This window comes from Actinokineospora baliensis, from assembly GCF_016907695.1.
In the GTDB taxonomy this organism is placed as follows: Bacteria; Actinomycetota; Actinomycetes; order Mycobacteriales; family Pseudonocardiaceae; genus Actinokineospora; species Actinokineospora baliensis.
Genome location: NZ_JAFBCK010000001.1, coordinates 325,244 through 337,677, shown reverse-complemented (window position 1 = coordinate 337,677; position 12,434 = coordinate 325,244). Strand labels below are relative to the sequence as shown.

The following is a 12,434-nucleotide window of genomic DNA, read 5'->3' as shown; positions in this document are numbered from 1 at the left end:
CCCGCCTCCCTAGCCGACTGGTACCCCGTACGATCCCACATCCGGAAATCACCCCCGACCTGGAGCAAGTCCGGGGTTAGGTTGGGTGGCATGGAGTACACCACCCTCGGGCGAACCGGTCTGTCGGTGTCCCGGCTGGTGCTGGGCACGATGAACTTCGGCCCGCACACCACCGAGGCCGACAGCCACGCGCTCATGGACGCCGCGCACGGGCACGGCATCAACTTCTTCGACACGGCCAACACCTACGGCGGCGACGGGCTGACCGAGGAGATCATCGGGCGGTGGTTGGCCAAGGGCGGTCGGCGGGAGAAGACCGTGTTGGCCACCAAGTTGTACGGCAGCACGGGGGACTGGCCGAACGAGGGCCGGTTGTCCGCGCTCAACGTCCGCCACGCTGCCGAGGCTTCGCTCAGGCGGCTCGGCACCGACCACATCGACCTCTACCAGATGCACCACGTCGACCGGCAAACGCCATGGGAGGAGATCTGGGAGGGGTTCGAAGTCTTGAGGCAGCAAGGGAAAGTCCTCTACTTCGGCTCGTCCAACTTCGCCGGGTGGCACCTGGCCCAGGCGCAGGAGGCGGCCAAGAGCCGCCACTTCCTCGGGCTTGTCGCCGAGCAGTCCCTCTACAACCTCGCCAACCGGTTCATCGAGCTGGACGTCCTGCCCGCCGCGAAGCACTACGGCATCGGGGTCATCCCGTGGTCGCCGCTGAGCAGCGGGATCCTGGGCGGGGTGCTCGCCAAGATCAGCAGGGGTGAGTCGGCCAGGCACGACGCGTGGGCGGGGCCGGAGTTGTTGCGGCGGCACCGTCCCCAGGTCGAGGCGTACGAGGCGCTGTGCGAGCGGCGCGGGCTCAACCCGGCCGACCTCGCGCTCGCGTGGCTGCTCTCCCGCGAGGGGGTCACCGGGCCGATCATCGGGCCGCGCACGGCCGAGCAGTTGGCAGGCTCACTGCGCGCGTTCGACGTCGACCTCGACGGCGACCTGCTCGCCGAGTTGGACACGATCTTCCCCCCGCCCGGGCCCAACGGGGACAAGCCCGCGCCCGAGGCGTACAGCTGGTAACGGAACTAGGTTGGGAAACATGGAGTACACGCAGCTAGGCCGCAGCGGCCTGTCGGTGTCCCGGCTGGTGCTGGGCACGATGAACTTCGGCCCGGAGACCACCGAGGCCGACAGCCACTCGATCATGGACAGGGCGCACGAGCACGGCATCAACTTCTTCGACACCGCCAACGTCTACGGGTGGCAGAAGGGGGAGGGGATCACCGAGCAGATCATCGGCCGGTGGTTCGCCACCGGCGGCGGGCGCCGCGAGAAGACTGTGCTGGCCACCAAGTTGTACGGCAGCATGGGTGACTGGCCCAACGAGACGTTCCTGTCGGCGCTCAACATCCGCCGCGCCGCGGACGCCTCGCTCAAGCGGCTCGGCACCGACTACATCGACCTCTACCAGATGCACCACGTCGACCGGCGCACGCCGTGGGAGGAGATCTGGGAGGCGTTCAGCGTCCTGCGCCAGCAGGGCAAGGTGCTCTACTTCGGCTCCTCGAACTTCGCCGGGTGGCACCTGGCCCAGGCCCAGGAAGCGGCCAAGGACCGGCACTTCCTCGGGCTGGTCAGCGAGCAGTCGATCTACAACCTGCTCACCCGCTGGATCGAGCTCGAGGTGCTGCCCGCCGCCAAGCACTACGGCCTCGGCGTGATCCCGTGGTCGCCGCTGCACGGCGGTCTGCTCGGCGGCATCCTGCGCAAGCAGCGCGAGGGCGGCGCCTCCCGCGGCCTGTCCGGGCGCTCGGGTGACGCGCTCAAGCAGAACCAGGACACCATCGAGGCGTACGAGAAGCTCGCCGCGGACCTGGGTGAAGACCCGGCGCACCTCGGGTTGGCCTGGCTGCTCTCCCGCGAAGGGGTGACCGGTCCGATCATCGGACCTCGAACCGCCGACCAGCTCGACGGCTCGCTGCGCGCGTTGGAGATCGAGTTGAGCGCCGAGACCCTGGCCGCGCTCGACGAGCTGTTCCCACCACCTGGACCCAACGGCGACAAGCCCGCCCCCGAGGCTTACGCCTGGTAGCGACCGGTGGCCCCCGGCCAACCAGCGCCGGGGGCCACCGCATTTCCGCAAAAGGGACATAGTCACCCGCTATGCCCAACTCGTATGTCACAGCGTGTTTAAACGCGAATACTCCACCCTTGACGATGCTTCCCGGCGGTCGGGATGATCGATAAGGCCTGTCGCCACGGACAGGCCATTCTGTGAAACATCGAACCCTTTATCCGGTAACGGAAGGGCTCGATTTCCACGAGGGGGAGGGTGCACGGTGCGCGTCTTCCCGCTCGTCCTGGCCGCCCTCCTCGGTGCCGTCGTCGGCATCGGCGCCAGCCCGGTCTGCGCGCTGCCGCACCGCTCGACCCCGGCCGAGCACGTCCGCGCCGACCAGGAATCCCTGGTGCGCGGCCTGGTCTTCTCGGCCGTCGAGCATCACCACGACCTGGCCGACGACGCCACCCCCGGCACCGGAGCGCACCCACCTGCCGCCGTCGCCGCGGCGTGGGGCCCCGGCCTGCCGGTGCCCTCCGGCGAACCGGCCACCGCTCGACTCCTCGCGCGCGGACCTCCGCGCGGGCGCTGACCAACACACCCCAACGCCGCGTTGTGAATTCAACGCAGGCGGTCCTCTCGCGCCCGAAAATCGAGGAATTCACGATGTCCGAACAATCCACCGCGCCGGTTTCCGGCAGCACGGACCAGGCCAGACGCCGCTTTCCGCTAGGTGATGTCAAGTCCGGTTTCCTGGTCTCGCTCATCGCGCTCCCGCTGTGCTTGGGCATCGCCCTGGCCAGCGGTTTCCCACCCATCGCCGGTGTGCTCACCGCGATCGTCGGCGGGATACTCGGCGGCCTGCTCGGCGGCGCCCCGCTGACCATCAAGGGCCCCGCGGCGGGCCTCATCGTCATCGCCGTCGGCGCCGTGCACGACCTGGGCCAGGGCGACGCGGTCGCGGGCTACCGCAGGGCACTGGCGGTCGGGGTGGTCGCCGCGCTGATCCAGATCCTGTTCGCCGCGGTCCGCGCCGCCGGGATCGGCGTCGCGATGTCGCCCTCGGTGGTGCACGGCATGCTCGCCGCCATCGGCGTCATCATCATCGCCAAGCAGGCGCACGTGGTGCTCGGCGTGAAGCCCACGGCCGAGACCCCGCTCGGGCTGCTCGCCGAGATCCCGCACAGCATCGCCAACGCCAACCCGCTCATCGTGCTGATCGGCGTGGTCGCCCTGCTGATCCTGTTCGGGCTGCCGCTCATCCGCGCCGCGTGGAGCAAGGTCGTGCCCGCGCCGCTGGTCGTGCTCGCGGTGGCCATCCCGATCGGCCTGTGGCTGCACCTGTCGAGCCCGCACGACTACCGCTTCGCCGACGCCACCCACCACCTCGGCCCCGAGTTCCTGGTGCGGCTGCCCGGTTCGGTGCTCGACGCGGTGACCTTCCCGGACTTTTCCCAGGTCTTCAGCGGCACCTCGCTGCAGTACGTGGCGATGTTCGCGCTCATCGGCACCATCGAGTCCACCCTCACCGTGCTCGCGGTCGACTCGATGGACCCGACCAAGCGCCCGTCGGACCTCAACCGGGACCTGTTCGCCATCGGCGCGGGCAACCTCACCGCCTCGCTCATCGGCGGCCTGCCGATGATCTCCGAGATCGTGCGCAGCAGGGCGAACCTGGACGCGGGGGCCAAGACCCGCTGGTCCAACGTCTGCCACGGGGCGATCCTGCTGCTGTTCGTCGCGCTGATCCCCAACCTGGTGCAGACCATCCCGCTGGCCGCGCTGGCCGCCATGCTGGTCTACACCGGGTTCCGGCTGGCCAACCCGCGCGAGGTGGCGCACGTCGGCAAGATCGGGTGGGACCAGCTGCTGCTGTTCCTGACCACCCTGGTGGTCACCCTCGCCACCGACCTGCTCATCGGCGTCGCCTCCGGGCTGGCCCTCAAGATCGTGCTGCACGTGGTGCGCGGCGTCCCGCTGCCCGCGTTCCTGCGGCCCAGGCCCCAGGTCACCCGCGACGGCGACGTGCTGCGGGTCGCGGTTCCCGGTGCCGCGGTGTTCCCGGCGCTGCTCCCGTTGCGCCGCGCCATCGTCCGCGAGGGCCAGGGCGCGAGCGAGATCGTCGTGGACGTGCGGGGGGTGGCCGTGGTCGACCACACCTTCCTGAGCAGGCTCGACCAGCTGGCCAAGGAACTGCCGGGCGCCACGCTGCGGGTCGAGGGGCTCGACGGGCTGGAACCGGTGTCCGCGCACCCGCAGTCGCTGCGCCGCAGGCGGCGGTCATGACCCCGATCGGTGACCTCGTCGACCGGGCCGCGGGTCTGCTGCCCGAGCAAGGTCCACTCCAGACGTTCGTGCACCACAACACGTTGCACGCCTTCGAGGAACTCCCCTTCCACGACGCGGTCGTGCGCGCGGGCGAACTCTTCGGCGCCCAGCCGTTCCCGACGGAGGAGGAGCTGCACGACCACGTCGTGCGGGAGCGGATCACCGAGGCGGACCTGGTGGCCGTTGTGGCCGCTGAAGTCGCCGACGACGGGGTTCCCGTTGTCGTGGGTGGGCCGACCCGGCGCGAGTTCCACGTCCACCGGTTGCGGCACCTTCTCGACGTGCCGCGCGGACCCGCGCTGCGATGGGTGTTGTCCGAGGCCGGGGATCTCGGGCCGACCTGGGCCGGACTGCTGGCGGCCGCGCCGAAGGTGGTCCCGACGGTCGCGGCGACTCCCCGTCCGCGGGATCGGGTGCTCGCGGAGACCGGGATCGACACGGACTCGTTGGTGCACCCGGTATTGATCCGACTCGCCGGGGCATTCCTCGACCAAGGCGTGGCCTACTGGCCGATGCCCGACCGCGATTCCGGGTTCCTCGCCGCTTTCCGGAAGCTCTACTCGAAGGCGGGCGGACCGCCGGACAGGTTCCTGCGGGGCTTGGGCGCGGTGTTGCGTGGTCAGTCCACCTGGGACGCCGATCGCGCGGTGGCGTGGGCGTTGACCGAGATGGACGTGCCGGAGGCCGCGTGGGGTGAGGCGATCCTCGCGACCCTGCTTTCGTTGCCCGGCTGGGCTGGGATGATGCGGCAGTTCGAGGTGCGGCCGGACCGCGCGCCGGTGTCGGCACCACCGGCCCGGCTGGTCGACTACCTGGCCGTGCAGCTCACTCTGGACCTGTTCGCGGCGCGGCACGCCCGCGCGCAGAGCCCGGTGCACGGTGTGGTTGTCGAGGTCACCGCTCGACCAGACGTCGAACTGGCCTACGAGGCGTTCGTCCTCGCGCAGGTCATGGGGGTCGACCCGAGCCCGGACCCGGCCGCGTGGATCGCCCTGGTCGGGGATTGCGACGGGCTCCAGCGGCGCAAGCTGCTGCACGCCGCCTACGAGCGGCGTCACCGGGTCGGCGTGTTGGACGGGCTGGCCGCCCATCAGAGGATGTCCACTTCGGACTCCGTGCCGGTGGATTTCCAAGCGGTATTCTGCATCGACGAGCGCGAGGAGTCGCTGCGCAGGCACCTGGAGGAGAACACGCCCGCCGCGCAGACCTTCGGATTCGCAGGCTTCTTCGGTGTCGCGATGAACTACCGGGGCGTGCACGACGTCCGCTCCCGTCCACTGTGTCCTGTTGTGGTGACGCCGACCCACGACGTGGTGGAACGGCCGATCACCCCTGGCCGCGCCGTGCTGCGCAAGGCCAGGGCCGGGTGGAGCCACCACGTGGGCGTCGGTAGCCGCACGCTGGCGCGGGGCGGGCTGTTCAGCCTCGGGCTCGGCGCTGTGAGCCTGGCGTCGCTGATCGGGCGCTGCCTGTTCCCGCGCCAGGCGCAGAACTGGTCGCACCGGCTGGACGGGCGCTACCCGAAGACCCGCCTCGACATCGGGTACACCGTCGAGGAGATGGTCGGCATCGTCGGGACCGTCCTGCGGACCACCGGCGTGCTGGCCGCGCCCGCACCTATCGTCCTGCTGGTCGGCCACGGGTCGTCGAGCATGAACAACCCGCACGAGTCCGCGCACGACTGCGGCGCGACCGGCGGCGGCCGCGGTGGCCCCAACGCCCGCGCGTTCGCAGCGATGGCCAACAACCCGCTCGTCCGCGCGGCCCTCGGCCTCCCGGACGACATCTGGTTCGTCGGCTCGTACCACAACACCTGCGACGACACGATGACCTACTTCGACGAGGACCTCGTGCCCGCGCGCTCGATCGCCGCGCTCGACCGGGCCAAGGACGCCCTGGCTCGCGCTTGTGTGCTCGCCGCGCACGAACGCTGCCGCCGGTTCGAGACCGCCCCGCACGACCTGGCCCTCGACGACGCGCTCGCCCACGCCCAGACGCACGCGGTCGACCTCGGCCAGCCGAGACCGGAGTACGGGCACGCCACCAACGCGGTCTGCGTGGTTGGTCGACGCTCGTTGACCCGTGGCCTCTACCTGGACCGCCGCGCGTTCCTGGTGTCCTACGACCCGGCCTCCGACACCGACGACGCCTTGCTGACTTCCCTGCTGCTCGCGGTCGGACCGGTGTGCGCGGGGATCAACCTGGAGTACTACTTCAGCTACATCGACCCGGCGCGCTACGGCTGCGGCACCAAACTCCCGCACAACATCACGGGACTGTTGGGCGTGATGGACGGGCACGCGTCCGACCTGCGGACCGGTTTGCCCTGGCAGATGGTCGAGATCCACGAACCGGTCCGGTTGCTGCTGGTCGTCGAGGCCACTCCCGAGCGGTTGTCGGCGATCCTGTCGGCGCACGCGGGGCTGGCGCGGTTGGTCGGCAACGGCTGGATCCAGCTCGTGGCGTGGGTCCCCGAGGACGAGGCGATGTTCCTGTTCCAGGACGGCGCTTTCCAGCCGCACGAGCCCGAGGCCCTGGAGTTCCCCGTGGTGTCGCGGTCGGCCGAGGTGTACAGCGGTCGCCGGGATCACCTGGGGTGCGCGCACGTGCTGGCCGGGGTCGAGCTGCCGGTTCCGGTGCTCGCCGCCGTACAGGAAGTGAGGTGAACGCGCTCCTCGTCGCCGCGGTCGGAGTTCCGCTGGCGGCGTTCCTCGCGCTGGCCGTCGCCCTGTGGTTCGGTCGCGTGTGGACTGAGGGCGTCGTGTCCGGCCTCGTGATCGGGGCCTCGGTGGTATCGGGGCTCGCGGGCGCCGGGCTCGCCGTTGTGTGCCTTGTGGACGGTCCGGGGTCGGTGGCGCTGGGTGCCTGGTTCGCCGGGTTCCCGCTGCGGCTGACGGCGGACTGGCTGTCGGTGCCGATGGTCGTCCTGGTGGGGCTGCTCGGCTGCCTGATCGGGGCGTTCTCGCAGCGCTACCTGCACCGCGACCCCGGGTACCGGCGGTTCTACCTGCTGCTGGCGCTGTTCGTGGCGGCCGTGCAGATCGTGGTCCTGGCGGCGACCCTGGACTTGCTGGTCGTCGGCTGGGAACTGGCCGGGCTGGCGTCCGCGCTGCTGATCGCCTTCTTCCACCACCGCCCCGGCCCGGTCGCGGGCAGTCTCCGCGCGTTCATCACCTACCGCGTCAGCGACATCGGCCTCATCGGCGCGGCGGTCGTCGAACACCACGGTGGCAGCCGAACGGCGGTCGCACTACTGCTGGTGTGGGCGGTCGTCGGCAAATCGGCGCAGTTCCCACTGGGCGGCTGGCTCCCCCGCGCGATGGAGGGCCCGACCCCGTCGAGCGCGATCTGCTACGGAGCGATCTCTGTCAGCCTCGGCCCATACCTGTTGCTGCGCAACGGGATCGACGGCCCAGCCGTGATCGCCATCGGCGCGGTGACGGCCCTGTACGCGACCCTGGTCGGCCGGGCGCAGACCGACATCAAGAGCAGCCTCGCCTACGCCTCAATGACCCAGATCGCCGTGGTCCTGGTAGAAGTAGGCCTGGGTTGGGACGTCCTGGCCCTCGTCCACCTCATCGCCCACGCCCTCCTGCGCAGCGGCCAGATCCTGCGCTCCCCAAGCCTGCTGCACGACCACCACCACCTAGAACAGTCTCTTGGCGGCCCGATCCCCACAACCGGCAGGCACTTCGACAGGCTCCTACCAGCCGCGCTCCGAAGCTGGCTCTACCGATTCGCCCTAGAACGAGGCTACGTCGACGCCCTGCTGGTAGACCGCCTGATCGGCGGCCTGGTTCGCACAGTCAACCGAGCCGCCCAAGCCGAACAACGCTGGGCCGACCGCCAGGCGGTGACCCGATGATCGCGCTGGGGCCATTGGCCGTTGTGCTGGTGTGGTTGGTCGGGTCGGTTGTTGTCGGGCGGGTCGTTGATCCGCGCCAGGCTCGTCGCACCGCCACCTGGGTCGCATCGGTCGCCGTTGCGGTGTCGGCTGCTGCTTTGGCATTGCCGGAGGCTCCGCTGGCCGGGCAGGTCAGCGCGGGAGCCGGAGCTGCGGGCTGCCTCGTGATCAGTCTCGCGGGTCTGCTGGTAGCCGCCATGAGCCCACTCGACGGTGCCGCACCGGTTCTCGCCGCACGGCTACTCGCTGTCGCATGTGGACTCCTAGCGTTCCGCTACACCATCGTCGACGCACTACTGCTGGCCCTGGCCACCTGGCTCGTGTGGTCCGGCGACCGCCTGTTCGCGCGCTACCAGTTCCCCGCCGCGGCCCTGCTGATCGTCGGCGCCCTGCTACCGGGTCCCGCCGGAACCGTCGCGCTGGCTGCAGGCGTGGCCATCCGCATGGCCGCTTTCCCTGCGCACGCTTGGTTCCCCCGCTTCGTCGACCGCACCCCCATGGGCGTCGTGGTCGCCTACCAAGCGGCCCCGGTCGTACTCCTCGAACCGTCCACAGTGGTCTTGACGACCCTGGGTGCGGTGACCGCCTTGGTCGCCGCCCTCTTCGCCGCCGCCGCCACCGACGGCCGCCGAACCCTGGCGTACCTGCTCATCGCCACCAACGGCCTGGTCATCGCGGGCGGCTCCTGGCTGGTCGCTTCCCTGGCCACCGCAGGCCTGTCCATGACCGTCGCAGCCCTGGCCGCCCGCCGAGACTCCCTCTCCCTCACCGAAGGCGGCGACTTCTCCACCACCCCCAAACTGGCCGTCGCCTACCTCGCCTTCGGCCTCTCCCTGGCCGGTTTCCCCCTACTGGCAGGCTTCGCCGCGACCCACCACCTACCCCACGCCACCGCCACCCCCATCGCGATCGCCGTGGTCATCGCGTTGTCGGTCACCGGAATCGCCGTAATGCGCGGCTTCCTCGGCCTCTTCACCCGCCGCCGAGCCGCAGGCGGAGAACGCGACCTAACCCCCCTGGAGAACTACGCCGTAGCAGTAGCCATGGCAGTGCTGTTCATCGCAGGCCTAGCCCCCGGCCTCCTCACCTGGCTGTCGCCCTGACCGCAGCCGCGCGGGTGCCCCAGCGCCCGCGCGGCCCTCCGGTATTGTGGCTGCCCCGCTGATCACCGGAGGCCACCATCACCGGCATCGAATCCGCCGCCCTGAAGCTCGGTTCAACCATCGCCACTCTTGCGGCCAAGACTTGGCTGAGTGGGCGCAAGAAGGAGAAGGTTCGGACAGCGACGCTGGTCCAGCTCGTCAATGCCGAGCTGACGAGACCGATGCAGCGCTCCAAGGTCACCCGGCTGGTGGACAGCATCGGCCAGTACGCTGCTGAACAGTTGGCGCCCGTCGTCCAAGCGCGCTTCGGCCATCTCCCCGACAACGAGGTTGAAGCCGCGATTCTGGCGGTGACTGATGTTCTCGATGACGCCGACCTCACCGATGAGGTGCTGTTCGAGGTCGATGCGGACGCCGAGAAGTTGGCCAAGCTCATCCGGCGGCAGTTCCCCGATCGACCGCGCACCGCGGCCCTGGATCCAGCCGCCTGGCCTGTCTACAACCTGGTACTGGATCAGTCTTGCCGCTATCTGGTGCAAGTCCTCCACTCGCTGCCGTCCTTCCAACCTGCGGCGCTCTCCGAAGTTCTGGCCCGACTGACCGGGCTGGCCGATACCATCGATGCGCTGCTCAGCCGTGTTCCGCTGACCAGTTTGCGTACTGCGGACGGCAGCGATGAGGCGTTCGAAGCCGAGTACCTGACGGCTCTTGTGCGCACGCTCGATCGGTTGGAACTCGTCGGTCTTCCCGACGACAAGCAACCGGCGCTCAAGCTGACAGCCGCCTATCTCAGCTTGAGCGCGCTGAGCGACTCGCGTCGCGCGAGTGCTCCGCTGGTGCCGAAGGAGCTCGTGGAGCACCTCGGCCACCAGCATAGCCAAGCGCTTCCGGTCGAGTTGGCCATCGGAGGGCACCGCAGGGTGCTATTGCGGGGCGAAGCGGGGTCCGGCAAGACCACGCTTGTGCACTGGCTGGCTGTCCGCGCTGCTCAACACGAGCTGACGGGTTCGTTGGTCGACTGGAACGGCCTAGTGCCCTTCGTGATCCGACTCCGCTCGCACGCCGCTGGAGACCTGCCGGGACCAGAGCGCTTCGCCCACGACACCACTCCGCAGGTGGCGGGCGCCATGCCTAGTGGATGGGCACACCGACAGTTGGCCTCGGGACGCGCACTACTGCTGGTCGACGGAGTCGACGAAGTCCCACCGGCTCGGCGAAGGGGGGTCAAGACCTGGCTGACGGGTCTGCTCGACACCTATCCAGAGACCCGGGTCGTTGTGACTTCGCGGACCGCAGCAGCGCAGCGGCGATGGCTGACCAGCTTCACCGCGATCAGTCTCGAACCGATGAGTCCCGCGAACGTCCACGACTTCATCGAACGCTGGCACAAGGCGGCAGGCCAGTCGGATAGGAGCGCCGAGAGGAGACTGCAGGGGCAGATGAAGCATCCGCACCTACGCGAGCTCGCCGCCACTCCACTCCTGTGCGCGATGCTCTGCGCCCTCAACTTGGTCCGCAAGTCGGAGCTTCCACGCAACCGCATGGACCTCTACCGGACCGCGCTGTCGATGCTGCTCCACCTTCGTGACGCTGAACGCGGTATCCCGAGCCTGCTGTCCGACGCCCAGAAGCGGGTTCTTCTGCGTGACCTGGCATGGCGGATGACTCTGGGCAGCCGGGCCGAGATGCGCGATGAGCAGGCACTCGCGCATCTGACCCGGAAGCTGCCCGAGATGCCGAAGGTCGATGGAAGCCCAGAAGCGCTGCTGACCGACCTCGTTGAACGCAGCGGCGTGCTGCGCTCACCAGTTCCCGGCAAGGTGGACTTCATCCACCGAACGTTCCAGGAGTACCTGGCTGCGGATGAAGCGATTCAACAGCACCACATCGAAACACTGGTCGGGCAGGCACACCTGGATACCTGGCGCGAAACCATCGTGATGGCGTGCGGCCACGCCACCGCGAAGCAGGCCGATGAGTTGATCAACGGCATACTCGATCGAGCCGACCAAGGCGACAGGCGCGCCCGCCGCCTCCGCCTCCTCGGCGCGGCCTGCCTGGAGACTGTCGCTGACATCGCCGCTCCAGCTCGGCAGCGGGTCGATGCGGCGATCGAGCGCCACCTGATCCCACCCCGAAGTTTTGACGAGGTGGAGGTGCTTGGCGCCCTTGGCGAGAAAGTTCTAAGGTTTCTGCCGAAAGATCTCAATAAAGTTCCTAGCAAGAGTGCCGATCTTGTAATCCGCCTGGCAGCTCTCACTGACTCGCAAGCTGCGCTACCGATATTGGCTGCTTATGCGCAAGATGCCCGAAAAGAAGTCTATTACGGTGTGTGCTTTGCAAGCTCACTCTTTGATCCAGAAACTTATGTAAATCAAGTTATGTTGAAGTCGCCGCATACTCGCCAAAATGTTATGGTACTTGGTGCTGAAATAATCCCGCATCTCACGCCTATGCGGGACTTGAAACGTTTCGGAATAGTGTTGACATCGCCCGGCATTTCCGGGCTAGGGGGTGTTGAGCCTATACTTAGCGTGGAGAGTCTGACGGTGGTGGCGGCGTCAAGTTTGGATGGCCTTGGCGAACTCTTTCGAATATTTCCGCGTGTGGCTATGTTGGTACTGGCAGGTGATTGCGACGCGAACCTTTCTGGGGCTGAGGCGCTCCCGCTGCAGTACCTGCTAGTTTCTAGCAAGACCGTCAATCTTGAGTGTGTGGCGAGTATCTCGACACTGAAGAAGGTGATCCTTTGCGACCCGATAGTTGCATCCGGGTTGGAAGGGGTGCGGGCGGAGGTTGAGATTATCCGCGGTTAGTCGTCGATGTCGTCGTCGTCGCGGGCTAGGAAGGTGGCTAGGCGTTCGGTGGCGGTTTCGAACTCCGGGTTGTTGTCGACGAAGGCGCGCATGCGGTCGGCTAGCCAGGCGAGGGTTACTTCTTCTTCGCCCCTGCGGGTCTCGAGTTCTTCGATGCCGCGGTCGGTGAAGTACATGGGGGTCCTCTGGAAATGAGAGGGGCCGCCGGGGGAAACCGGCGGCCCCGTTGACGA

The 12,434-nt window shown here is 68.4% G+C and carries 9 protein-coding genes; 8 read left to right on the top strand and 1 reads right to left on the bottom strand.

Features of this window, described 5'->3' with window-relative positions; translation table 11 throughout:
• Positions 1-90: 90 nt before the first annotated feature.
• From JOD54_RS01145 to JOD54_RS01110, 8 genes are all read left to right on the top strand, one after another.
• On the top strand, positions 91-1,071 hold the full coding sequence (locus JOD54_RS01145; RefSeq protein ID WP_204448762.1) for an aldo/keto reductase: 981 nt from the start codon (positions 91-93) through the stop codon (positions 1,069-1,071).
• 19 nt (positions 1,072-1,090) lie between these two features.
• Complete coding sequence (locus JOD54_RS01140; protein ID WP_204448761.1) at positions 1,091-2,083, top strand: aldo/keto reductase; 993 nt, start codon at positions 1,091-1,093, stop codon at positions 2,081-2,083.
• 247 nt (positions 2,084-2,330) lie between these two features.
• Positions 2,331-2,642 (top strand): hypothetical protein, encoded by a 312-nt coding sequence (locus JOD54_RS01135; RefSeq protein WP_204448760.1) that lies wholly within the window; start codon positions 2,331-2,333, stop codon positions 2,640-2,642.
• Positions 2,643-2,716: 74 nt separating this feature from the next.
• Positions 2,717-4,336 (top strand): SulP family inorganic anion transporter, encoded by a 1,620-nt coding sequence (locus tag JOD54_RS01130; RefSeq protein ID WP_204448759.1) that lies wholly within the window; start codon positions 2,717-2,719, stop codon positions 4,334-4,336.
• Complete coding sequence (locus JOD54_RS01125; RefSeq protein WP_204448758.1) at positions 4,333-7,044, top strand: YbcC family protein; 2,712 nt, start codon at positions 4,333-4,335, stop codon at positions 7,042-7,044. Before JOD54_RS01130 ends, JOD54_RS01125 begins: the two co-directional genes overlap by 4 nt.
• Positions 7,041-8,243, top strand: a complete 1,203-nt coding sequence (locus JOD54_RS01120; RefSeq protein ID WP_204448757.1) for a proton-conducting transporter transmembrane domain-containing protein — start codon at positions 7,041-7,043, stop codon at positions 8,241-8,243. Before JOD54_RS01125 ends, JOD54_RS01120 begins: the two co-directional genes overlap by 4 nt.
• Positions 8,240-9,385 carry a hypothetical protein gene (locus JOD54_RS01115; RefSeq protein WP_204448756.1) on the top strand — a complete coding sequence of 382 codons (1,146 nt, stop codon included), beginning with the start codon at positions 8,240-8,242 and terminating at the stop codon, positions 9,383-9,385. Before JOD54_RS01120 ends, JOD54_RS01115 begins: the two co-directional genes overlap by 4 nt.
• A gap of 77 nt (positions 9,386-9,462) precedes the next feature.
• The gene (locus JOD54_RS01110; protein WP_372440384.1) at positions 9,463-12,201 is read left to right on the top strand and encodes an NACHT domain-containing protein; all 2,739 of its coding nucleotides are present in this window, start codon (positions 9,463-9,465) and stop codon (positions 12,199-12,201) included.
• Here the strand turns inward: JOD54_RS01110 and JOD54_RS01105 are convergent.
• Complete coding sequence (locus tag JOD54_RS01105; protein WP_204448754.1) at positions 12,198-12,377, bottom strand: DUF6104 family protein; 180 nt, start codon at positions 12,375-12,377, stop codon at positions 12,198-12,200. The genes JOD54_RS01110 and JOD54_RS01105 overlap by 4 nt on opposite strands.
• Between the last annotated feature and the right edge of the window lie 57 nt (positions 12,378-12,434).